Source organism: Kitasatospora sp. NPDC023120 (assembly GCF_055560835.1).
Genome location: NZ_JBVHHY010000005.1, coordinates 143,668 through 164,101 on the forward strand (window position 1 = coordinate 143,668; position 20,434 = coordinate 164,101).

Consider the following 20,434-nt stretch of genomic DNA (forward strand, 5'->3'; position numbering starts at 1 on the left):
CCACCAGGGAGCCCCGCACCGCGGCCACCACCACAGCGCCTCAGGACGGGCGCGCCGGCACACCCTGCCGACCCTCGGTGGTGCCCTGCCACAGGAGACCCCTCACATGGCGGACCTCTCCCCCGCCGGCTCCGGCCTGCGCACCGCGCAGCTCGACGGACGCCGACTGTCGGAGGCCCTGCTTCCCCTGGAGCTCGCGCCGCGCGCCCAGCTCCAGCTCGCCGCGATCAGCCGCTGGAACGCGCTGCGCGGCGTCCGCGTCGGCCTGGTGGCCGCCGGCCTGCTGTTCATGCTCATCGGTGCCAACCTGGCGACGCCGATCTACCCGATGCTCCAGCAGCGCCTCGGACTCGGCCCGCTCGATACCACGATCCTCTTCACGATCTACGTGTTCGCGCTGGTCCCGGTGCTGGCCGTGGTCGGCCATTGGTCCGACCACCTCGGGCGCCGCGCCCTGATCCTGCCCGCCGTCGCGCTGGCCGCCGCGGGCGACGTCGTCTTCGCGACCTCCGGCAGCTTCTGGCAGCTCGCCGCCGGCCGCGCGATCCAGGGCATCGCCGTCGGCCTGTCCACCGGCGCCGCCGGAGCCGCCCTCGGCGACCTGCTGCCCGACCACCCGACGCTGGCCGCCAAGCTCACCCTGGCCTGCTCCGCGGGCGGTGTGGCCCTCGGCCCGATCGTCGGCGCCCTGCTGTCCGGCGGCTCCGACCCGCTGCTGACCCCGTTCCTGCTGCACGCCATCGCGCTCCTCGCGCTCTGCGTGCCGCTGGCCCTGGTCCACCCCCGGATGCCCGGCCGCAGCCGCCCGCCGGCCTCCCCGCCCCGAATCACCACCCCGGCCCACCTGCGCCCGCAGCGCCTGCGGCTGCCGCGCACCGGCCGCCGCGAGTTCCTGCTCGCCGCCGCCGCGGGCTTCATCTCCTACGGCGTGTTCGGCGTCTACCTGGCGCTCGCCCCGGCGTTCTCCGCCAAGCTGCTGCACACCCCGTCGCACCTGACCGGCGCGATCGTGGCCGCCCTGCTGCTCGGCTCCTCCGCCGCCGCCCAGCTCGTCGTCCCCCCGACCGCCGACCGCACGGTCATCGCGCTCGGCATGACCGGCCTGGCCACCGGCCTCGGCCTGGTCGTCGCCGCCGGGTACACCGGCACCCCCGCACTGCTGTTCATCGGCAGCGTCCTCGGCGGCATCTGCCAGGGCGTGGCCTTCCGCTCCCTGTTCACCACCGCCGTCGCCGCGATGGACCCGGAACGCCGCGGCTCCGAGCTGAGCGCGCTGTGGATCATCGTCTACCTCGGCAGCTCCGCCCCCATCATCGGCGTCGGCGCCCTCGTCCAGGCCTACGGCCTCCTCCCCGCCGTCAGCGGCTTCGCCGCCCTGGCCGCCGTCCTCTGCACGGCCCTGGCCGTCGCCGTGGCCCGCAAGCCCCGCACGGCCTGACCCGCACGACGAACGCCGCTGCCCGGGACTTCCCCTTCGGAAGCCCCGGGCAGCGGCGTTTCCGCCATCGGGTGTGAACACCCGCGCATCATCCGCTCCGTCGAGCAGTCCTACCACCGTTCCCCACCATCCACCCCCCACCCGCCTCCCGCCTCCCGGCGGGTGCCCGCCCCGGGCCTCTCCGCGCGCCACCCCGCCGGGCGGCGCGCGGCGCTGGTGGAGCAAGGCGAGCTGCCCGTCGGAGGACCACCCGGAGGCCGCCCCAGCTGCCGGATACCGCTGGCGAAAGGGTGGGTCCCGCCTCCGCCCACTGGATGTGATCCAGCGGGCGGGTGCCGCCAGGCGGGAGGTGCGGGCGCGGGGTGTGTCGGCGCCCCAGGCGTTGATGCGGACAAGGTTCCATGGCGGCGCCGGTGCGACCTCCGGCTCCATGGGTGGCCACCCACGGAGCCGGAGGTCAGGCAGTCAGCGCAATGTCCAGGTACGCCTGCACCGGCTCGAAGAGCCCGTACGGCACGTACTCGGGGATCTCGGCAAGGGCCACCCAAGCAAGAGCGTCCAGTTCGTTGGTGTCCACCACCTCGGCGGTGCCGCTCACGATCTCGCAAGCCGGCGACATCAGCCGCCCGGTCATCGGGTGCACGCGCTCGCCCAGGAACTTGATCGTGGCCACGCCGGGTCCGGTCTCCTCCGCGGTCTCGCGGACGGCCGCCTCCTCGGGCGACTCGCCCGCCTCGATCTCACCCGCCGGGAACTGCCACGAGAGCTGGCCCTCGCTCGCACAGCACTCCCGTGACGGGGTGGAGGCGGCCGCCAAGACGGGGTAGTCACATCCACAGGCAGCCGAGGGAGAAGCATCGTGTAGCCGCTGTGAGGTGTGGGGCCTACGGGCAGGTCGCTCCGTGCTCCAGGTAGACGCATCAGCCAGCGCCCTGATGACCGAAAGCCGATCGAGCTCGATACGGCCGTTCTCGACCTTGCTCAGCCAGTCGGCTGTTCGCCCGACGAGGCCGGCCAGAACCTCCTGGGGCATGCCCCGTCGACGGCGGTACCAGGCGACGCGCTCGCCGATGCTCAGCGTCTCACTCATTCCAGGCATGCTCCCAGCCTGAGGGCGCTCCCGCTGCCTACCCCGGAAGGATTTTCCGGGTTCCCCTCCATCCATCCTCCTAGCGTTCTGACTCGCCCTCAAGCGGCTCTGCCTGATGGGTGATTGGGCAACAAGGAGGGTTGATCGTGGTGGCACGTCAGGACCTTCGAGCAAAGGAAGCCATCGAGGTGGCCGGCTGCCTGTCGGTGCAGATGAGCTTCCTGCACGCTCACGCCTCCGTGCCCTTGGCCCGGGCGCTGATCAGGGGGGTCGTCGGCGCATGGGAGTTCGACGGGCCACTCGTCCAGGACATCGAGCTGGTCGCATCCGAGCTCTGCACCAACGCCGTTCTTCACGGCGCGGCGTCGTGCCTTGGCTGCTTCGACGTCCGCCTGGCACCTCAGCCGCGCGGTCTGCGAATCGAGGTTACGGACGCGGGGCCTGGGCCCGTTGACCGGCCTGCTCCGTCCGCCCTGGCCGACAACGGCCGGGGGCTCCTCCTCGTGAGCCGGATGTGCGAGCACTGGGGCGTCGACGCGACGAGCGACGGCACCGTGGTCTGGGCCGAGCTCAGGACCGATGCGGCATGACCGACTACCAGCCGCACGAAGACATCTATTGCGCTGCTCACCGGGATCCCGTCGAAGCCGTACTCACCTGGCTCTGGGCGCTCGGCCACCTCATCGTCCTCGCCCTGCTCGGAGTGGCAGCCGACCACCAGCTCAGCTCCGATCACTTCGGCCCCGTCCTGGCGGCCGATCACGAGCCCGACCGCGACCTTGAGCAGCACCCCGCGGTCGAACCCGAGGCATGACAACGGAGTCACGCCTCGTCGCCACACGCACCACCGAGCGAGAAGGGAACACCGCCATGTCGTCCATCGCGCGCCTGCGGGCGCCCCAGCCGCCACCGCCTCCGCCCCCGCCGCCGCCGGCACCGCCGACCCCGCAGCCGCCGTACCCCGGTCGCTGAGCGAAGGAACCGTGTGGGCCTGCCGGACGGACACCGGCAGGCCCACACGGGCTCATCCTCCCCGACCAGTGGAGGGGAGCGAGGCAGATCCAGCAGAGAACGACGACCAGGGCAGCGAAGCCCGGTCCAGCCAGTGACGGAGAGTGGATCATGAAAACAGCGCTCGGCAGCCAACCCGTAGCGGTCCTCACCCTCCCGGCGGTCAGGGGCATGGCGGAGCACTACAGCGTGCCCGTGGAGGACGCCCTGCTCATCGCGATCAACCTGTGGGGATCTCCTCCACCCACGGCCGTCATCGCGCCCGAATCTCGGTTCGTCTCACGACCCGGCAGGACGTCGCCTGGATGGTGATCGTCCCGCTCAACGCAAAGGCTTCGCCATTCCACTTGGCCGGCGACGAGCTGTCGCTGGGTGGCGTCGCAGTCGGCTCCATCGACCGCGTCGCCGCCGACGAGGCGGTCGGCGGGTACTTCAGGGACGACGGGCGGGCCGCGACGCTCAACCCCAACGCCCGCAGCCGCTGTGTGGGGTGCTCGTTCTGCCCGAACACCCTGGAGGCCGCCGCCGATCACCGTCTCTCGGAGGAGCGGGAGCTGGCCGAACTGCTGGCCGTGATGGTCGAGCGGCACCCCCGCCACAACCTGGCCGAACTCCGTGAGGTCACCGTGTCGACCGGATGCTTCGAGCGGGAGCGGGCGGCCGTCGACCATCTGATAGGGCTGCGTGACGTGCTCGCTGCCCACGATCTCGCCGACGCAGTCCAGCACGTTCGCCAGCTACTCGATCTGAGGAACCCATGAGCCTGTTCACCGGCACCGCCAGCTACTACCGCCAGTACCGCCCGGGGATCCCCGAGGAGGTCGCGACCGTCCTCGACCAGGTCGTCGCCTCCGGCAAGCCGCGCCGGCTCCTGGACATCGGCACCGGCACCGGGCTGGTCGCCGAGGCCCTCCTCGGCCGGTTCGACGACATCATCGCCATCGACAACGACGCCGACATGCTCAAGGCCGCCGAGGAGGCCCTCCGACCCCAACTCCCCGACGGGGCCAGCCTGTCGCTCATCGAGTCGACGGCCGAGGACTTCAAGCCCCCGACCGGTGGCAGGCCGACCTCGTCACGATCTGCCGGGCCTTCCACTGGCTCGACCAGGCCACCGTCCTCGCGCTCCTCGACGACCAGGTCGCCCCCGGCGGTGCCGTCGCCATCTTCGGCGACAACGGCTTCTGGGCCGCCGACAGCCCCTGGAAGCAGTCCGTGCGTGCGGTCGTCCAGAGCTTCCTCGGCGAGGAACGGCGGGCAGGCAACAGCACCTTCAAGCACCACAACCGACCCTACAGCGAGATCATGGAGGAGTCGCCCTTCAACCAGGTCGAAGAGATCCGGGTGCCCGTCCACCGGACGTGGAGCACCAACAGCATCCTCGGCTACCTCTACTCCACGAGCTTCGCCGCACCGCACCTCTTCGGAGGCCGCCTCGACGAGTTCGAGGCCGCTGTGGAGACCGCCCTCGCCCAGCACAGCACCGAGGACGTCTTCCCGGAGGACAACGAGTTCCTCATCCGCATCGGCCGACGGGGCACCGAGTGATACGAGCAGACGGCCCAGCCGCCCGCCAGTACGGGCGGCTGGCCGCACCCGCGGTCCTGACCGACCTCACCACCGAATCCGTGCTGTGCCTGCCCATCGGCTCCCACGAGCAGCACGGTCCCCACCTGCCGCTCAACACGGACACCGTGATCGCGGAGCGGTTCACCGACCTGCTGGTCCAGCGGTACGGCGAACAGCACGACCTGTGGGCGTTGCCGGCCATCCCGTACGGGCTCTCACTCGAACACGCCTGGTCGCCGGGAACCGTGTCGCTACGGATCGCGAGCTTCATGTCCCTGCTCGACGCCGTGGTCACTGAGCACCTGCAGGCGACCCCTGCGCGTAGGCTCCTGATCATCAACGGCCACGGCGGCAACCGAGGAATCCTGGAGCCTGCCCTCCACGAGCTGAGGCGAACGCAGGCCTTCTCCGACTGCGTCATCCACCCGGCCTCGCTGTCCACTGTCCAGGTCGGCGGCGAGACCGTCCCGGAGATCCACGCGGGCATCCGCGAGACGGCCATGATGCTCGAACTCGCGCCCGAGGACGTCCGTCTCGACAGCCTCCCAACGGACTTCACCGCCAACGGCGCCGAGGCGAAGCGGCTCGTCCTGGACCGCGGCACGACCTGGCCGTGGACCTCCGGCGACACCACCATCGCCACCTGCGGCGTCATCGGAGGCGACCCGCGCAGGGCAACCGCCGACGCCGGCCGAGCCATCCTCGACAGCGCCCTCGATGCGGCCGGCCACGTGCTCACTCACCTCACCAGCCACCGCCCGTAACCGCCCCCGGTCTACCAGGAGATCCCGTGGCCCTCACCGCCGCAGAGAAGCACGCCTTCATGCGCGACGGCCTGCTCGTCAGGCGCGGCGCCGTCCCCGACGACCAGATCGACCGAGCCCGTGAACTGGTCACCGACTGGTACCGCGAATCGATGAACCCCGAGCTCATCAGCGCCTACACACAGCGGACCTTCGCACCGGAGCTCGGAAGCCACCCCGACCTGCTCGCGCTCTTCTCGGCGTCCCCGGCCGCCGAGCTCGCCCAAGACCTGCTCGGCACCGTTCGACCCGTGTCCACCGTGCAGCTCCAGATCCGCATCCCCGAGGGCCAACTCGAACAGGCCCAGCCGGAGAAGGCGATGCACGTGGACGGCGTCGCCTGCCCGCACCTCGACCCCGAGGAGCTGCGGACCTTCTCGCTGCTGGTCGGCGTGGTGCTGTCCGACATCACCGACCCACAGGGCGGGGCCTTGCGTTGCCAGCCGCGCGGGCACCTGGCCATGGCCGAGTGGTTCCGCACCCAGTGGTCGCTCGGCATCACCGAGCAGGTCCCGCCCGACATCGACGCCCACGCCGGCATTCCGCTGCTCGGCCGGCCCGGCGACCTGCTGCTGATGCACCACCTCGTCCCCCACGCCGTTGGCCGCAACCTCAGCCTGGAGCCACGGATCATGGCGTACTTCCGCGTAGAGCACCCCGACCACGCGCGGCGACGGCTGCAGGCACTGCAAGACCCGTGGCTCGACTACCCGGGGCTGTCACAGCCCGCGTGAACTCCAGCCAGGGCCGGGAGCGAGCTCGGCCTGTCCACTGACTCCGAGACAGAGGGATACCTGTGCGACCGATCCCAGCAGAACAACTCATCGCCGCCGCCCGTGCCCTGGAAGCCGGCGACCTCGTCATCGTGCCCACCGAGCGCTGGTACATGATCTGCGCCGACGCCACGAACCTGGCCGCCTGCAACAGCATCTTCGACGGCAAGCAGCGGCCACGAGCCAAGTCCCTCGTACTCGCCACCCCCTCTCTGGAGGAGTGCGAGAAGCAGTTCGTCATCCACCCCGAGGCCAGGCAACTGGCCGGCGCCTTCTGGCCCGGCGACCTCGCCATGCTCCTTCCCTGGCAGAGCGTGGACGTCGGAGCACAACACCCCGCAGTCGGGTCGCCGGCCCTCACCACCAACTCGTCGGGCCCACTCGGCGCCCTCGCGACGGCGGCCCGAACGCCAGTGGCAGCGACGACCGTCAACATCTCGGGCGACGCGGGAGTCGAGGCGCCCGGCCCTGCGATCACGATCGGGGAGGTCCGACGCTTCCTGGACTCCACCGGCGTCAAGGCGACCGTCATCCTCGACGGAGGAGTCTCACCGACGGCCAACCACCTCACCATCGTCGACTGCTCGACACCGGCAGCCCGTCTCGTCCGCACCGGCCTTGTCCACCAGCGCGCGATCTCCGCCGTGCTCGGCCGCCAGGTGTCATGACCGAGAATGCGAGGGACAGCTAAGTCCCACCAAGCTGTGCGTCCTTCATCACCGGCCAGCCGTTGCACGTATACGGCGGCTGGCTCCTCCACTGACCCGACCGCCCCATCGAACAGGAAGCAGGCCACCATGCAGCACCGCGTCCGCGCCGTCCTCCTCACCCCGAACAACAGCATGCTGCTGATCAAGCGCATCCGCCCCGGCATCGACCCGTACTGGGTGATCGTCGGCGGCAAAATCGAACCGACCGACGCCAGCCCCGAGGACGCCCTCCGACGCGAGGTCCGCGAGGAGATCGCGGGCGAAGCCGAGATCGTCAGCCTCCTCCACACCATCGAGACCGCCGACGAGCGCCAGGACTTCTACCTCGCCACCATCGAGAAGTGGAGCTTCGAGGACCGCACCGGCCCGGAGTTCAGCCAGGAAGGCCGAGGCGAGTACCTCCTCGAAGAAGTCCCCCTGACCGCCGACTCCCTCGACGCGGTCAACCTTCTGCCCCCGGACTTCGCGGTCGTCCTGCGCGCGGTCATCGAGCGCGGGGAAATCCTCGCGGCCCAGTAATCACGGGAGGGGCAGGGCAACTCGGCCACCCGATCATCCGCATGCAAACCACCACATCAATGACACACAGTCTCGCCAGAAAACGACTGTGCCTGATCGACGATCAGATTTGCTTCGGTGGAGGCGGATTGACCGTCTGGGCGTTGTGGTACGTTCCGTAATCCAACCGAAAATAGGCGACCCCGGCGGTGCTACCAACACCCCGGGGTCCGGCAACAGGAGTCCAACCTCCCGATGCGCGTCCATCGTAGCGCCCACGTGCGCAACTTCACCGTGCTACCCAACGCCGTTCTCCAGTACCGGCGGTTGAGCTACACCGCCCGGGGCCTCCTCGCGGATCTCCTCTCCCGGCCCGACGGCTGGCGCGAGGACGGACGGCACATGGCCGACAGCAGTCCCCAAGGGCGCGGTGCCGTCCGCAAGGCGTTGAAGGAGCTGACCGAGGCCGGGTACTACCGGGTCGAGAAGATCCGCATGCCGGACGGCACGATCATCACCGAAACCCACGTCTACGACACCCCGCAGCTCGCGCGCCCGAGTGCCACCCGTCCGGCGCCCGGTGAAGCGGCAACCGGCCGTGCTGGCAGCACTGTTGTAAAGAACCGGCACCAAGAACCCTCCCTCCCCAGGAGTCCGTCCGACGAAAGCGACCGGGGAGAACGGGAGGTGCCCCCCGAGATCAGCGAAGCGGTGGCCACCCTGTTCCGCGCGATCCGCCCCGAGCCGCGCCTGCGCCTGGCCGAGGCCGAAGCTGAGGACCTGGCGCCCCTGGTCGCGCAGTGGCTGGCGCGCGGCTGCACCGCAGCCGACCTCGCGAACGCCCTGCTCCCGGGCCTGCCCGTCCCGATGCACTCGGCGGCGGCCGTGCTCCGCTACCGCCTGGAGCACAAGATGCCGCCCGCCCAGCCTGCCGCCCGGCCAACGACCCGGTATGCGGAGTGCGCCAGGTGCCACGACCCTGTGCCTCGACCGGGCATCTGCCGCCCGTGCGCCGGCCTGACAACCCGCGCCCTCACGACCGGCCAAGGCGCCGAGGTGGCAGCCACCGGTGCCGCCCGAGTCAGAACCGCCCTGCGCTCCGCCCTGGCCGGCAGCCGGCCCGCACACGCCGCCGCCTGAGACACGCGGCCTCGCCGTCTGGTGGGCGTCGGCAGCAAGAGACCCCCTCACTCCGGCAGGAAGTTCGCGCTTCACCATCAGCGCCGCGTGCCGCCCGGCCGGGCGGCACGCGGCCAGGGCCGGGGCGGGCACCCGCCGACAGGCGGGTGGGGGGTGGACGGTGGGGAACGGTGCTGAACCCACTCAACAAGGCGATGACGCGCGGGTGTTCACCCCACAAGAACGCCGCTGCCCGGGACTTCCGAAGAAGTCCCGGGCAGCGGCGTTCGGTACGGAATGACCTCAGACGTTGAACCCCAGCGCCCGCAGCTGCTCGCGGCCGTCGTCGGTGATCTTGTCGGGGCCCCACGGCGGCATCCAGACCCAGTTGATGCGCAGGTCCTTCACCAGGCCGTCGGTGGCGGTCTTGGCCTGGTCCTCGATGACGTCGGTCAGCGGACAGGCCGCCGAGGTGAGCGTCATGTCGATGGTGGCCACGTCGGACTCGTCGATGTGGATGCCGTAGATCAGGCCCAGGTTGACGACGTCGATGCCCAGTTCGGGGTCGACGACGTCCATCAGGGCCTCGGTCAGGTCCTCCACCGAGACGGTGCCGGCGGTGGTGCCGACGATCAGGCCGTTCGGCTGCTCCTCCGCAGCGGAGGCCGTGGCGTCGGCAATGGTGCTCTCGTCACTCATGGTCTTGTCCTCCTTCGCGGGATCAGTCGTTCACGGCGGGGTGCTGGGCGAGCGCCTGGGCGGTGGCGTCCTTCCAGGCCATCCAGCTGAGCAGGGCGCACTTGACCCGGGCCGGGTACTTGGAGACGCCGGCGAACGCGACCGCGTCCTCCAGCACCTCCTCGTCGCCCTCGCCCTGGCCCTTGCTCTGCATCAGCTCCAGGAAGGCCTCCTGGACCGCCTGCGCCTCGCCCACGGTCTTGCCGACCACCAGGTCGTTGAGCACCGAGGCGCTCGCCTGGCTGATCGAACAGCCCTGGGACTCGTACGAGACGTCGGTGACCGTCGCGCCGTCGAGCTTCACCCGCAGGGTGATCTCGTCGCCGCACGTCGGGTTGACGTGGTGCACCTCGGCGTCGCCGTCCCGCAGCCCCTTGCCGTGGGGGTTGCGGTAGTGGTCCAGGATGATGTCCTGGTACATCGAGTCGAGCTTCATGGTCGTCCTGCCCCGTCCCGTCAGCCGAAGAAGTTCCGGACGTGGTGCAGGCCGTCGATCAGCGCGTCGACCTCGCCCGGCGTCGAGTACAGGTAGAACGACGCCCGCGTGGTCGCAGGAATTCCGTACCGGAGGCAGACCGGCCGCGCGCAGTGGTGACCGACGCGCACGGCGATGCCCTGCTCGTCCAGCACCTGGCCCACGTCGTGCGGGTGGATGTCGCCGAGGGTGAAGGAGATCGCCGCGCCGCGGTCCACGGCCGTGCGCGGGCCGATGATCCGCAGGTCCGGGACCTCCAGCAGCCGCTCGACGGCGTACTCGGTGATCGCGTGCTCGTGCGCCGCGATCTTGTCCATCCCGATGCCGGACAGGTAATCGATGGCCGCCCCGAGCCCGACCGCCTGGGCGATCGGCGGGGTGCCGGCCTCGAACTTGTGCGGCGCCGGGGCGTAGGTGGACGAGCCCATGGTGACGGTCTCGATCATCTCGCCGCCGCCGAGGAACGGCGGGAGGTCCTCCAGGAGCTCCTGGCGGCCCCAGAGCACGCCGATGCCGGTCGGGGCCAGCATCTTGTGGCCGGTGAAGGCGACGAAGTCGGCCTCCAGCGCCTGCACGTCCAGCACCATGTGCGGCGCGGCCTGAGAGGCGTCGATGAGGACCAGCGCGCCGACCGACTGGGCCTTGCGGACGATCGTCTCGACCGGGTTGATCGTGCCGAGCAGGTTGGAGACCAGGGTGAAGGAGACCACCTTGGTCTTCTCGGTGATCAGCTCGTCGATGTTCGACAGGTCGAGCCGGCCCTCGTCGGTCAGCCCGAACCACTTCAGCTTCGCGCCGGTGCGCTGCGCCAGCAGCTGCCACGGGACGATGTTCGAGTGGTGCTCCATCTCCGTGATGACGATCTCGGAGTCGGCGTCCACCCGGTACGGCTCGTCGGCCCAACCGAGCATGTTGGCAACGAGGTTGAGCGACTCCGAGGCGTTCTTGGTGAAGATCACCTCGTTGCGGCTCGGCGCGTTGACGAAGGCCGCGACCTTGTCCCGGGCGCCCTCGTACAGCGCGGTGGCCTCCTCGGCCAGCACGTGCACGCCGCGGTGGACGTTGGCGTTGTGCCGCTCGTAGTAGGCGTTCAGCGCCTCCAGCACCTGGCGCGGCTTCTGCGAGGTCGCCGCGTTGTCCAGGTAGACCAGCGGCTTCTCCTCGTGCAGCACGCGCTGCAGGACGGGGAAGTCCTTGCGGATCGCGTCGGTGTCGAGCAGGCCGGTAAACGGACGCGTCACTCGGATGCGCCCCCCTTCACGTACGCCTCGTAGCCCTCTTCCTCCAGCTTGTCGGCCAGCTCGGCGCCGCCGGACTCGACGATGCGGCCGCCCGCGAAGACGTGCACCTGGTCGGGCTTGATGTACCGCAGGATGCGGGTGTAGTGGGTGACCAGCAGGGTGCCGACCTCGCCGGTCGAGCGGACCCGGTTGATGCCCTCGGAGACGATCCGCAGCGCGTCGACGTCCAGGCCGGAGTCGGTCTCGTCGAGGATCGCGATCTTCGGCTTGAGCAGCTCGAGCTGGAGGATCTCGTGGCGCTTCTTCTCGCCGCCGGAGAAGCCCTCGTTGACGTTGCGCTCGGCGAAGGCCGGGTCCATCTGGAGGGCGGCCATCGCCTCCTTGACCTCCTTCACCCACAGCCGCAGCTTCGGGGCCTCGCCGCGGACGGCGGTGGCGGCGGTGCGCAGGAAGTTGCTGACCGAGACGCCCGGGACCTCGACCGGGTACTGCATGGCCAGAAAGACGCCGGCCTTGGCGCGCTCGTCGACGGACATCTCCAGGACGTCCTCACCGTCGAGCAGCACCGAGCCGCCGGTCACGGTGTACTTGGGGTGGCCGGCCAGCGAGTAGGCCAGGGTGGACTTGCCGGAGCCGTTCGGACCCATGATGGCGTGGGTCTCGCCCTGCTTCACGGTCAGGTCGACGCCCTTCAGGATCTCGCGCGGGCCGTTCTCGGCCTCGACGGAGACGTGCAGGTCGCGGATTTCAAGGGTTGCCATGTGTACTCAGGACTCCTGGTTGACGGAGACGAGCACATCGTCCCCTTCGATCTTTACGGGGTAGACAGCGACCGGCTTGGTGGCGGGCAGGCCGGAGGGCTTGCCGGTGCGCAGGTCGAAGCTGGAGCCGTGCAGCCAGCACTCGATCATGCAGTCCTCGACCTCACCCTCGGAGAGCGAGACGTTCGCGTGCGAGCAGGTGTCGTTGATCGCGAACACCCCCTCGTCGGTGCGGACGACGGAGACCGGCACGCCGTTGAGGTCCACGCGCTTGGGCACGTCCTCCTGGAGGTCGCTCAGCGCGCAGGCACGGAGGAAGGTCATCGCGTTCAGACCGCCGATTCCAGCTCGGCGTCGATCTTCTCCATGAGCTGCTCCTGGACCTCGGCCACGCCGATCTGCTGCAGCAGCTCGGCGAAGAAGCCGCGCACCACCAGGCGGCGGGCCTCGTCCGCCGGGATACCGCGGGCCTGCAGGTAGAACAGCTGCTCGTCGTCGAAGCGGCCGGTCGCCGAGGCGTGGCCGGCGCCGACGATCTCGCCGGTCTCGATCTCCAGGTTCGGGATCGAGTCGACGCGGGCGCCGTCGGTGAGCACCAGGTTCCGGTTGAGCTCGTAGGTGTCGGTGCCGAGCGCGGCGGCGCGGATCAGCACGTCACCGACCCAGACCGCGTGCGCGTCCTGGCCCTGCAGCGCGCCCTTGTACGCCACGTTCGACCGGCAGTGCGGCGTGTCGTGGTCGATCACCAGGCGGTGCTCCAGGTGCTGGCCGGCGTCGGCGAAGTAGAGGCCGAACAGCTCGGCCTCGCCGCCGGGGCCCGCGTAGTTGACCCGCGGGTGCAGGCGGACCAGGTCGCCGCCGAAGGTCACGACCACGGACTTGTACGTGGCGTCCCGGCCGACCAGCGCGTTGTGCTGGGCGACGTGGACGGCGTCGCGGTCCCAGTCCTGGACGGAGACGAAGGTGAGCTTGGCACCGTCGCCGACCAGCACCTCGACGTTGGCGGCGTGGGTGCCGGTGCCCGTGTGGTTGAGCACCACGACGGCCTCGGCGAACGGCTTGACGTCGATCACCACGTGGGCGAAGCGGACGCCGCCCTCGCCGTGCACGTCGATCTTGACCGGCTCGGTCAGCACCGCGTCCTTGGGGACGGTGACCACCAGGGCCTGCTCGAAGGCGCTGAACGCCTGCGCGGCGACCCGGTCGACCGGCGTGCCGGCCTTGCCCAGGCGGGCGTCGTCGCGGCCGACGGTCTCGGCGGTGACGCCGTCCGGCAGCGTGAACTCGACCTTGGTCTCGCCGCGCTCGGCAGCGGCGGCGGTCCCGTCGTGCAGCCCGCCGAGGCGGTGCAGCGGGGTGAACCGCCAGTCCTCCTCGCGGCCGGTCGGCACCGGGAAGTCGTTCACGTCGAAGGACGGCTTGACCGCGACGCGCGCGTCGATCGGCTGCTTGACCGTGGCACGGCCGGTGCCGGGGCCGGCGAGCTGCGCGCCCGCGCCGGCGGTGCCGACCTCGATCGACCCGGCGGTGGTGGAGCCGGTGGTGTTCTGCTCAGCCATGGCTGTTCGTAGTGCTCTCTTCCTCGGAAATCGGTGGACGGCGGTGGCGGCTGGTCGTCAGCCGACCGCGCCCTCCATCTGCAGCTCGATCAGCCGGTTGAGCTCCAGCGCGTACTCCATCGGCAGCTCACGCGCGATCGGCTCGACGAAGCCGCGGACGATCATCGCCATGGCCTCGGTCTCGGTCAGGCCGCGGCTCATCAGGTAGAACAGCTGGTCCTCGCTGACCTTGGAGACCGTCGCCTCGTGGCCCATGGACACGTCGTCCTCGCGGACGTCCACGTAGGGGTAGGTGTCCGAGCGGGAGATCGTGTCGACCAGCAGCGCGTCGCACAGCACGTTGGACTTGGCCCCGTGCGAGCCCTCGCCGATCTCGATCAGACCGCGGTAGGAGGTCCGGCCGCCGCCGCGCGCCACCGACTTGGAGACGATGTGCGAGGAGGTGTTCGGCGCCATGTGCACCATCTTGGCGCCGGCGTCCTGGTGCTGGCCCTCGCCCGCGAAGGCGATCGACAGGGTCTCGCCCTTGGCGTGCTCGCCCATCAGGTAGACGGCCGGGTACTTCATGGTGACCTTGGAGCCGATGTTGCCGTCGATCCACTCCATGGTCGCGCCCTCGTACGCCACGGCGCGCTTGGTGACCAGGTTGTAGACGTTGTTCGACCAGTTCTGGATGGTCGTGTAGCGGCAGCGGCCGCCCTTCTTGACGATGATCTCCACGACCGCGGAGTGCAGCGAGTCGGAGGAGTAGATCGGCGCGGTGCAGCCCTCGACGTAGTGGACGTAGGCGTCCTCGTCGACGATGATCAGCGTCCGCTCGAACTGGCCCATGTTCTCGGTGTTGATCCGGAAGTAGGCCTGCAGCGGGATGTCGACGTGCACGCCCTTCGGCACGTAGATGAACGAGCCGCCGGACCACACCGCGGTGTTCAGCGCGGCGAACTTGTTGTCGCCGGCCGGGATGACGGTGCCGAAGTACTCCTTGAACAGCTCCGGGTGCTCGCGCAGCGCGGTGTCGGTGTCCAGGAAGATGACGCCCTGCTCCTCCAGGTCCTCGCGGATCTGGTGGTAGACGACCTCGGACTCGTACTGGGCGGCGACACCGGCGACCAGGCGCTGCTTCTCCGCCTCCGGGATGCCCAGCTTGTCGTAGGTGGCCTTGATGTCCGCCGGCAGGTCCTCCCAGGACTCGGCCTGCTTCTCGGTGGAGCGGACGAAGTACTTGATGTTGTCGAAGTCGATGCCGGTGAGGTCGGAGCCCCAGGTCGGCATGGGCTTCTTGCCGAACAGCTTCAGGCCCTTGAGCCGCAGGTTCAGCATCCACTCGGACTCGTTCTTCTTCGCGGAGATGTCGCGGACGACCTCCTCGCTGAGCCCGCGCTTGGCCACGGAGCCGGCGGCGTCCGGGTCGGCCCAGCCGTACTCGTAGTTGCCCAGGCCCTCGAGCTCCGGGTGCGAAACGGTGTCAGTCATGCGAGCTTCCTAACGCGCGGACGCAGAATCTTCGGTGGACGTACCGGCAGTCGGCACTGCATCGGAGCCGCGGACCGCGGAACCCCGGGCGGGCGACGATGCGGCACCGGGTGCCGGCACATAGGTGGTGCAGACCCCGTCGCCGTGGGCGATGGTGGCCAGCCGTTGCACATGGGTGCCCAGGAGCTGAGAGAAGACCTCGGTCTCCGCCTCGCAGAGCTGCGGGAACTGCTCGGCGATGTGCGCGACCGGGCAGTGGTGCTGGCAGAGCTGGGCGCCCGCCGGGGCCTTGGCCGCGGCCGACGGGACACGCCGCACCGTGGCAGCGTACCCGTCCGCGCTGAGCGCCTGGGCGAGGGCCTCGGTGCGCTCGCCCGCCTCGGCCTGGCGCAGCGACTCCAGGTACTTCTCGCCCTGCTTGCCGAAGCGGGCCCGGGCGAAGGCGGCGACCGCCTCCTCGCCCGCCTTGCCGCCGCCCACCGAGTCGGAGATCCAGCGCAGCGCGTCGGCGGCGAGCTGGTCGTACGCCTGGTAGAAGGCGTCCCGGCCGCCGTCGGTGAGCGCGAACACCTTGGCCGGGCGGCCGCGGCCGCGGCTGCCGTAGACCCGCTGCTCGCGGGACTCGACCAGGCCGGCGGCGGCTAGTCCGTCGAGGTGGCGGCGGACGGCGGCGGCGGTGAGGCCGAGCCGGCTCGCCAGGTCGGCGGCGGAGGAGGGGCCGTGGTCCAGGATCGACCGGGCGACCCGGTCCCGGGTGGCGCGGTGGCCCTCCAGCAGCACCTCGGCCGCCGTCACGGGCACGTCACAGCCGGGGGCCGACTCGGCCTCCTGCTGCGTGGCGTGCTCGCGCATGTTTTTCACAACACCAGTGTTGCGTAATTACTTCCGTCGGGACAAGCCGTGACGCAGGCCTCATCGGTGTCATCGATCACGCAGGTAAGCCTTACCTGACCTGGGGAAACGATCACCGAGGCCGCCGTGGGGCCGCCGCGTAGGCGCCTCTTACACTCGCCCGTATGCACTCCGAACCCGCGGTCCAGATCGCCGGGCTGGTCAAGCGGTACGGCGCCAAGTCGGCCGTGGACGGCCTCGACCTCGCCATCGCACGCGGCGCGATCACCGCCGTGCTCGGCCCCAACGGCGCCGGCAAGACCACCACCATCGAGACCTGCGAGGGCTACCGCCGCCCCGACGCCGGCACCGTCCGCGTCCTCGGCCTCGATCCGGTCACCCAGAGCGCCGCCCTGCGCCCCCGGATCGGCGTCATGCTGCAGTCCGGCGGCATCTACGCGGGCGCCCGCGCCGTCGAGATGCTGCGGCACACCGCCAAGCTGCACGCCCATCCGCTGGACGTGGACGCCCTGGTCGAGCGCCTCGGCCTCGGCTCCTGCGGCCGCACCACCTACCGGCGGCTTTCCGGCGGCCAGCAGCAGCGGCTCGCCCTGGCCATGGCCGTGGTCGGCCGCCCCGAGCTGGTCTTCCTGGACGAACCCACGGCCGGACTCGACCCGCAGGCCCGCCGCGCCACCTGGGAGCTGGTCCGCGACCTGCGCCGGGACGGCGTCACCGTGGTGGTCACGACCCACCACATGGACGAGGCCGAGCAGCTCGCCGACCGCGTCGCCATCGTCGACCGCGGCAAGGTGATCGCCGACGGCACCACCGAGGAGCTGTGCCGCGGCGGCGCCGAGAGTGCCCTGCGCTTCGACGGCCCGCCCGGGCTCGACCTCGACCCGCTGCTCAAGGAGCTGCCCGAGGGCGCCACCGCCGTCGAGACCGCCCCCGGCAGCTACCGCGTCGAGGCGCCGGTGGACCCGCAGCTGCTGGCCACCGTCACCGGCTGGTGCGCGGCCGCCGGCGTCCTGCCCGAGCGGCTGTCCGTGCAGCGCCGCAGCCTCGAAGACGTCTTCCTCGACCTGACCGGACGGGAGCTCCGCTCGTGACCTCGACCGACTACTCCCCGAGGCCGGGGGCGGCACCGGTCGGCCGGATGCTGCTCGCCCAGACCGCCTTCGAGACCCGGATGCTGCTGCGCAACGGCGAGCAGCTGCTGCTCACCGTGGTCATCCCGACCGTGCTGCTGGTGCTGTTCTCCGCCGTGGACATCGTCGCGGTCGAGGGCCCCGGCAAGCGGGTCGACTTCCTGGCGCCCGGCCTGCTCGCGCTGGCCGTGATGTCCACCGCGTTCACCGGGCAGGCCATCGCCACCGGCTTCGAGCGCCGCTACGGCGTGCTCAAGCGGCTCGGTGCCAGCCCGCTCCCGCGCTGGGCGCTGCTGACCGCCAAGACCGGCTGCGTCCTGGTGACGGAGGCGCTGCAGGTCGCGCTGCTGTCGGTGATCGCGCTGGCGCTCGGCTGGTCCCCGCAGGGCAACCCGGTGACCGTCGCCGCGCTGCTGGTCCTGGGCACCGCGGCCTTCTCCGGGCTCGGCCTGCTGATGGCCGGAACCCTGAAGGCCGAGGCCACGCTCGCCGCCGCCAACCTGGTGTTCATCCTGCTGCTGCTCGCGGGCGGGGTGATCGTGCCGCTGGCCAAGTTCCCCGACGCGGTGCGGTCGGTGCTGGAGCTGCTGCCGATCTCGGCGCTCTCGGACGGCCTGCGGTCGGTGCTGCAGACCGGTGCCGGGGTGCCCTGGGCTGACCTCGGGATCCTGGCCGGCTGGTCCGTGCTGGGACTGGCCGCGGCCGCCCGCTTCTTCCGCTGGGAGTAGACCCCGGCACCCGACGCGCGACGCCCCCCGGCCACTCGAGGCCGGGGGGCGTCGCGCGTTCGGCTCGCGGTGCGTCAGCTCGGGCTGCCGCCACGACGCTTACGGGCGAGCAGGACGAGCGCGCCGCCGACCAGCAGCACGCCGCCGCCGGCCGCCGCGATCATCGGGGTCGCGTCGCTGCTACCGGTCTGGGCGAGCGCCGGCCCGCTGGTGCTGGGCGCCGGGGACGGGGTGCTCGGGGGCGGCGTGACCGGCGGGGCCGTGGTCGGCGTCCCGGTCGGCGTCGGCGTCGGCGTCGGCGTCGGCGTCGACGTGGGGGTGGGAGTGGGAGTGGGAGTGGGAGTGGGGGTCTTCGTCGGCGTCACGGTGGGCGTCGGTGTGGGGGTGGGGGTCTTGGTCGGGGTCGGGGTCGGAGTCGGGGTGTGGCACGGCTCGATCGTCTTGGTCTCGTTGATGTTCCACCCCTTCTCGTTCGGGTTCTCCGAGGTGGTGACCACCAGGGTCGCCTTGATCGGGGCGGTGTGGTCCTTCACCGGGAAGGTGCCGTGGAACTCGGCGGGGAAGGCCTTGGCGTCCAGGACCTTGTCGCCGTCGATGGTGAGGCTGACGGTGTTCTTCACGTCAGGCTTGGGGCTGTAGTTGATCAGATCGATCACGATCTTGTCGCAGGTCACCGACCAACTCGGCACGTGCGCCGAGGCGTTGGTGGCCAGTGCCAGAGGCAGTAGAAAACCGGCCGCCGCCGTGCCGGCAAGTGCCGCCGCGCCGATCCCGATGTGCCGCTGCTGTCGCGCCATTACGCTGTTCCCCTCCGAACGGTCTTGTGCAGCAGGCGTGTTGAGTGGTTCGCGGTGGCCCGCTACGACTGTCCGGGGGACTCTACCGGCACTCCCGCATCCCACCACACCCCGCCGTACGACCGGATTTCGCCTGTCCGTCCGGTCTCCGATGTGCATGACCAGCCCATCACAGTCGCCACCTCGCAGAACGCGGATTCGGCAAACTTGAATGAACTTCGTCACCTTTCAGACAGAACGGCGCCCCCGGTGATCAGGTTCAATCACCGGGGGCGTCGCCTCAATCAGTCGTGCTTCCCGACTCTTCAGGCCCTCTTGGCCGCCTTGCGCCGGGCCGCCATCACGATCGCGCCACCGGCGGCGATCACCACGGCACCGCCGATGGCCAGCGGCAGCACGGGGCCGGAGCCGGTGTGCGCCAGGTTGCCGCCGCCGTTCGCCTGAGCGGACGGGCTCGCCGAGCCGCTCGCGCCGGGCTTGCCGCTGTTCGGCGCGGATGGGCTGCCGACGGGCTCGCCGACCCACTCGGGGAGGCCGAACCGCTCGGCGTCACCGACGGCGATCCGCTCGCGCGCCGGGCGCGGCGATCCGGCCCCGCCCCAAGATCGCCCGTAAGGCCACCTACCATGGACGTCGTGCTGAAGACCACCCCCTTCTCCCTGCTCGCCGAGCGCTGGCAGCCCTCCGCCGCGATGGTCCGGCGCGCCGCGTTCGCCGCGCTGGTGATGAGCGTGGTGATCGTCGTCACCGGCGGCGCCGTCCGGCTCACCGCCTCCGGCCTCGGCTGTACGACCTGGCCCCGCTGCACCGACGAGAGCCTGACGCCCACCGCCGAGATGGGCTTCCACGGCATCGTCGAGTTCACCAACCGGATGCTCACCTACGTGCTGAGCGCCGCCGTCGGCTGGGCGATCCTGGCCGCCCGGTGCGCCCGGCCCTGGCGGCGCAGCCTGACCAAGCTCGGCTGGGCGCAGTTCTGGCTGGTGATGAGCAACGCCGTGCTCGGCGGCATCACCGTGCTGACCGGCCTCAACCCGTACACCGTCGCGCTGCACATGATCGCCGCGATGGCCCTGGTCTGGGTCGCCCTGCTGATGTGGGAGCGGACGAAGGAGGGCGACGGCCCGCCGAAGCTCGCGGTGGCCCGCCCGATCCACCAGCTGTCGTACGTCCTGGTGACGGTCATCGGTCTGCTGGTCGCGGTCGGCACCCTGGTCACCGGCGCCGGCCACCACCCGGGCACGCCCAAGGACAACAAGATCGTCCCGCGCATCCCGATCGACTACGACAGGTTGGCCCAGTTCCACGCCGACTTCGCCATGGTCTCGGTCGGCCTGGCCATCGCGGTGATCTTCGTCTTCGCGGCGGTCAAGGCCCCCCAGCCCGCCAAGGCCCGCGCCAAGGAACTGCTCGCCGTCCTGCTACTGCAAGGCGTCCTCGGCTTCATCCAGTACTTCACCGACGCCCCCGAGCTGATGGTCGGCCTCCACATGCTGCTGGCCGCCCTCACCTGGATCGCCGCCCTGCGCATCCCCCTCGCCCTCCGCACCCGCGAGGACGCGCCCGGCACCGAGCAGCTGCCCGCCCAGACCCCGCAGACCGCGACCGTCTGACGCGTGCAACGACGCGACGGCCCGGCTCCCCCGTCGAAGGGGAGCCGGGCCGTCGT

Annotated in this window: 23 protein-coding genes and 2 pseudogenes; 14 read left to right on the top strand and 11 right to left on the bottom strand. The window is 70.7% G+C overall.

Annotated features, from left to right (window positions below):
• Window positions 1-106 precede the first annotated feature (106 nt).
• Window positions 107-1,438: an MFS transporter gene (locus tag ACZ3TI_RS09480; protein ID WP_465725140.1), complete on the top strand. Its 1,332-nt coding sequence runs from the start codon at window positions 107-109 to the stop codon at window positions 1,436-1,438.
• Between the two features lie 457 nt (window positions 1,439-1,895).
• Here the strand turns inward: ACZ3TI_RS09480 and ACZ3TI_RS09485 are convergent, their stop codons facing one another.
• On the bottom strand, window positions 1,896-2,255 hold the full coding sequence (locus ACZ3TI_RS09485) for an NUDIX hydrolase (RefSeq protein ID WP_465725477.1): 360 nt from the start codon (window positions 2,253-2,255) through the stop codon (window positions 1,896-1,898).
• Between the two features lie 111 nt (window positions 2,256-2,366).
• A pseudogene (locus ACZ3TI_RS09490) lies at window positions 2,367-2,603 on the bottom strand (helix-turn-helix domain-containing protein); the annotation flags it as partial.
• Window positions 2,604-2,674: 71 nt separating this feature from the next.
• Here ACZ3TI_RS09490 and ACZ3TI_RS09495 point away from each other — a divergent pair.
• From ACZ3TI_RS09495 to ACZ3TI_RS09540, 10 genes and pseudogenes are all read left to right on the top strand, one after another.
• On the top strand, window positions 2,675-3,118 hold the full coding sequence (locus ACZ3TI_RS09495; protein ID WP_465725142.1) for an ATP-binding protein: 444 nt from the start codon (window positions 2,675-2,677) through the stop codon (window positions 3,116-3,118).
• Window positions 3,115-3,342, top strand: coding sequence for a hypothetical protein (locus tag ACZ3TI_RS09500; protein WP_465725144.1), 228 nt, complete (start codon window positions 3,115-3,117; stop codon window positions 3,340-3,342). Before ACZ3TI_RS09495 ends, ACZ3TI_RS09500 begins: the two co-directional genes overlap by 4 nt.
• Before the next feature lie 502 nt (window positions 3,343-3,844).
• Window positions 3,845-4,300, top strand: coding sequence for a hypothetical protein (locus tag ACZ3TI_RS09505; RefSeq protein ID WP_465725146.1), 456 nt, complete (start codon window positions 3,845-3,847; stop codon window positions 4,298-4,300).
• Window positions 4,297-4,533: pseudogene (locus tag ACZ3TI_RS09510) on the top strand (class I SAM-dependent methyltransferase); the annotation flags it as partial. The gene ACZ3TI_RS09505 and the pseudogene ACZ3TI_RS09510, both read left to right, overlap by 4 nt.
• A gap of 221 nt (window positions 4,534-4,754) precedes the next feature.
• Window positions 4,755-5,087 (top strand): hypothetical protein, encoded by a 333-nt coding sequence (locus tag ACZ3TI_RS09515; protein WP_465725148.1) that lies wholly within the window; start codon window positions 4,755-4,757, stop codon window positions 5,085-5,087.
• The gene (locus tag ACZ3TI_RS09520; protein WP_465725150.1) at window positions 5,084-5,872 is read left to right on the top strand and encodes a creatininase family protein; all 789 of its coding nucleotides are present in this window, start codon (window positions 5,084-5,086) and stop codon (window positions 5,870-5,872) included. Before ACZ3TI_RS09515 ends, ACZ3TI_RS09520 begins: the two co-directional genes overlap by 4 nt.
• Before the next feature lie 26 nt (window positions 5,873-5,898).
• Window positions 5,899-6,645: a phytanoyl-CoA dioxygenase family protein gene (locus ACZ3TI_RS09525; protein WP_465725152.1), complete on the top strand. Its 747-nt coding sequence runs from the start codon at window positions 5,899-5,901 to the stop codon at window positions 6,643-6,645.
• 62 nt (window positions 6,646-6,707) lie between these two features.
• Window positions 6,708-7,352, top strand: coding sequence for an L-threonylcarbamoyladenylate synthase (locus tag ACZ3TI_RS09530; protein ID WP_465725154.1), 645 nt, complete (start codon window positions 6,708-6,710; stop codon window positions 7,350-7,352).
• Window positions 7,353-7,481: 129 nt separating this feature from the next.
• Complete coding sequence (locus ACZ3TI_RS09535) at window positions 7,482-7,913, top strand: NUDIX hydrolase (RefSeq protein ID WP_465725156.1); 432 nt, start codon at window positions 7,482-7,484, stop codon at window positions 7,911-7,913.
• Window positions 7,914-8,147: 234 nt separating this feature from the next.
• On the top strand, window positions 8,148-9,032 hold the full coding sequence (locus ACZ3TI_RS09540; RefSeq protein WP_465725158.1) for a hypothetical protein: 885 nt from the start codon (window positions 8,148-8,150) through the stop codon (window positions 9,030-9,032).
• A 282-nt stretch (window positions 9,033-9,314) separates the two neighbouring features.
• Here ACZ3TI_RS09540 and ACZ3TI_RS09545 read toward each other — a convergent pair whose 3' ends face one another.
• Genes ACZ3TI_RS09545 through ACZ3TI_RS09580 form a run of 8 tightly spaced genes read right to left on the bottom strand, consistent with a single transcriptional unit; the run spans window position 9,315 to window position 16,110 of the window.
• Window positions 9,315-9,710 carry a metal-sulfur cluster assembly factor gene (locus ACZ3TI_RS09545; protein ID WP_465725160.1) on the bottom strand — a complete coding sequence of 132 codons (396 nt, stop codon included), beginning with the start codon at window positions 9,708-9,710 and terminating at the stop codon, window positions 9,315-9,317.
• Between the two features lie 22 nt (window positions 9,711-9,732).
• Window positions 9,733-10,185 carry a Fe-S cluster assembly sulfur transfer protein SufU gene (gene sufU, locus ACZ3TI_RS09550; protein WP_188303625.1) on the bottom strand — a complete coding sequence of 151 codons (453 nt, stop codon included), beginning with the start codon at window positions 10,183-10,185 and terminating at the stop codon, window positions 9,733-9,735.
• Window positions 10,186-10,205: 20 nt separating this feature from the next.
• Window positions 10,206-11,465, bottom strand: coding sequence for a cysteine desulfurase (locus ACZ3TI_RS09555; RefSeq protein WP_465725162.1), 1,260 nt, complete (start codon window positions 11,463-11,465; stop codon window positions 10,206-10,208).
• On the bottom strand, window positions 11,462-12,226 hold the full coding sequence (gene sufC, locus ACZ3TI_RS09560; RefSeq protein WP_465725164.1) for a Fe-S cluster assembly ATPase SufC: 765 nt from the start codon (window positions 12,224-12,226) through the stop codon (window positions 11,462-11,464). The genes ACZ3TI_RS09555 and sufC overlap by 4 nt, the downstream gene beginning before the upstream one ends.
• A 6-nt stretch (window positions 12,227-12,232) precedes the next feature.
• Window positions 12,233-12,550 carry a bifunctional 3-phenylpropionate/cinnamic acid dioxygenase ferredoxin subunit gene (locus tag ACZ3TI_RS09565; RefSeq protein WP_063349526.1) on the bottom strand — a complete coding sequence of 106 codons (318 nt, stop codon included), beginning with the start codon at window positions 12,548-12,550 and terminating at the stop codon, window positions 12,233-12,235.
• 5 nt (window positions 12,551-12,555) lie between these two features.
• Window positions 12,556-13,785: a Fe-S cluster assembly protein SufD gene (sufD, locus tag ACZ3TI_RS09570; RefSeq protein ID WP_465725166.1), complete on the bottom strand. Its 1,230-nt coding sequence runs from the start codon at window positions 13,783-13,785 to the stop codon at window positions 12,556-12,558.
• 57 nt (window positions 13,786-13,842) lie between these two features.
• Window positions 13,843-15,258 (bottom strand): Fe-S cluster assembly protein SufB, encoded by a 1,416-nt coding sequence (gene sufB / locus ACZ3TI_RS09575; RefSeq protein ID WP_465725168.1) that lies wholly within the window; start codon window positions 15,256-15,258, stop codon window positions 13,843-13,845.
• Between the two features lie 9 nt (window positions 15,259-15,267).
• A complete protein-coding gene (locus ACZ3TI_RS09580; RefSeq protein WP_465725170.1) occupies window positions 15,268-16,110 on the bottom strand; it encodes a helix-turn-helix transcriptional regulator in 843 nt (280 codons plus the stop codon).
• A 164-nt stretch (window positions 16,111-16,274) separates the two neighbouring features.
• Between ACZ3TI_RS09580 and ACZ3TI_RS09585 the strand changes: the two genes are divergently transcribed.
• Both ACZ3TI_RS09585 and ACZ3TI_RS09590 read left to right on the top strand, forming a co-directional pair.
• On the top strand, window positions 16,275-17,201 hold the full coding sequence (locus ACZ3TI_RS09585; protein WP_465725172.1) for an ABC transporter ATP-binding protein: 927 nt from the start codon (window positions 16,275-16,277) through the stop codon (window positions 17,199-17,201).
• 47 nt (window positions 17,202-17,248) lie between these two features.
• Window positions 17,249-17,968: an ABC transporter permease gene (locus tag ACZ3TI_RS09590; RefSeq protein WP_465725479.1), complete on the top strand. Its 720-nt coding sequence runs from the start codon at window positions 17,249-17,251 to the stop codon at window positions 17,966-17,968.
• Window positions 17,969-18,042: 74 nt separating this feature from the next.
• Here ACZ3TI_RS09590 and ACZ3TI_RS09595 read toward each other — a convergent pair whose 3' ends face one another.
• Window positions 18,043-18,765 carry an LAETG motif-containing sortase-dependent surface protein gene (locus ACZ3TI_RS09595; RefSeq protein ID WP_465725174.1) on the bottom strand — a complete coding sequence of 241 codons (723 nt, stop codon included), beginning with the start codon at window positions 18,763-18,765 and terminating at the stop codon, window positions 18,043-18,045.
• A gap of 626 nt (window positions 18,766-19,391) precedes the next feature.
• On the opposite strand from ACZ3TI_RS09595, the gene ACZ3TI_RS09600 reads away from it, so the two are divergent.
• Window positions 19,392-20,378 (top strand): COX15/CtaA family protein, encoded by a 987-nt coding sequence (locus tag ACZ3TI_RS09600; protein ID WP_465725176.1) that lies wholly within the window; start codon window positions 19,392-19,394, stop codon window positions 20,376-20,378.
• Window positions 20,379-20,434: the final 56 nt, after the last annotated feature.

Coding starts and splice junctions, on each gene's coding strand:
- sufB (WP_465725168.1), bottom strand. CDS start 15,258: ATGACTGACACCGTTTCGCACCCGGAGCTCGAGGGCCTGGGCAACTAC.
- ACZ3TI_RS09505 (WP_465725146.1), top strand. CDS start 3,845: ATGGTGATCGTCCCGCTCAACGCAAAGGCTTCGCCATTCCACTTGGCC.
- ACZ3TI_RS09590 (WP_465725479.1), top strand. CDS start 17,249: ATGCTGCTCGCCCAGACCGCCTTCGAGACCCGGATGCTGCTGCGCAAC.
- ACZ3TI_RS09500 (WP_465725144.1), top strand. CDS start 3,115: ATGACCGACTACCAGCCGCACGAAGACATCTATTGCGCTGCTCACCGG.
- ACZ3TI_RS09540 (WP_465725158.1), top strand. CDS start 8,148: ATGCGCGTCCATCGTAGCGCCCACGTGCGCAACTTCACCGTGCTACCC.
- ACZ3TI_RS09585 (WP_465725172.1), top strand. CDS start 16,275: ATGCACTCCGAACCCGCGGTCCAGATCGCCGGGCTGGTCAAGCGGTAC.
- sufD (WP_465725166.1), bottom strand. CDS start 13,785: ATGGCTGAGCAGAACACCACCGGCTCCACCACCGCCGGGTCGATCGAG.
- ACZ3TI_RS09535 (WP_465725156.1), top strand. CDS start 7,482: ATGCAGCACCGCGTCCGCGCCGTCCTCCTCACCCCGAACAACAGCATG.
- ACZ3TI_RS09565 (WP_063349526.1), bottom strand. CDS start 12,550: ATGACCTTCCTCCGTGCCTGCGCGCTGAGCGACCTCCAGGAGGACGTG.
- sufC (WP_465725164.1), bottom strand. CDS start 12,226: ATGGCAACCCTTGAAATCCGCGACCTGCACGTCTCCGTCGAGGCCGAG.
- ACZ3TI_RS09580 (WP_465725170.1), bottom strand. CDS start 16,110: ATGCGCGAGCACGCCACGCAGCAGGAGGCCGAGTCGGCCCCCGGCTGT.
- sufU (WP_188303625.1), bottom strand. CDS start 10,185: ATGAAGCTCGACTCGATGTACCAGGACATCATCCTGGACCACTACCGC.
- ACZ3TI_RS09480 (WP_465725140.1), top strand. CDS start 107: ATGGCGGACCTCTCCCCCGCCGGCTCCGGCCTGCGCACCGCGCAGCTC.
- ACZ3TI_RS09595 (WP_465725174.1), bottom strand. CDS start 18,765: ATGGCGCGACAGCAGCGGCACATCGGGATCGGCGCGGCGGCACTTGCC.
- ACZ3TI_RS09600 (WP_465725176.1), top strand. CDS start 19,392: ATGGACGTCGTGCTGAAGACCACCCCCTTCTCCCTGCTCGCCGAGCGC.
- ACZ3TI_RS09545 (WP_465725160.1), bottom strand. CDS start 9,710: ATGAGTGACGAGAGCACCATTGCCGACGCCACGGCCTCCGCTGCGGAG.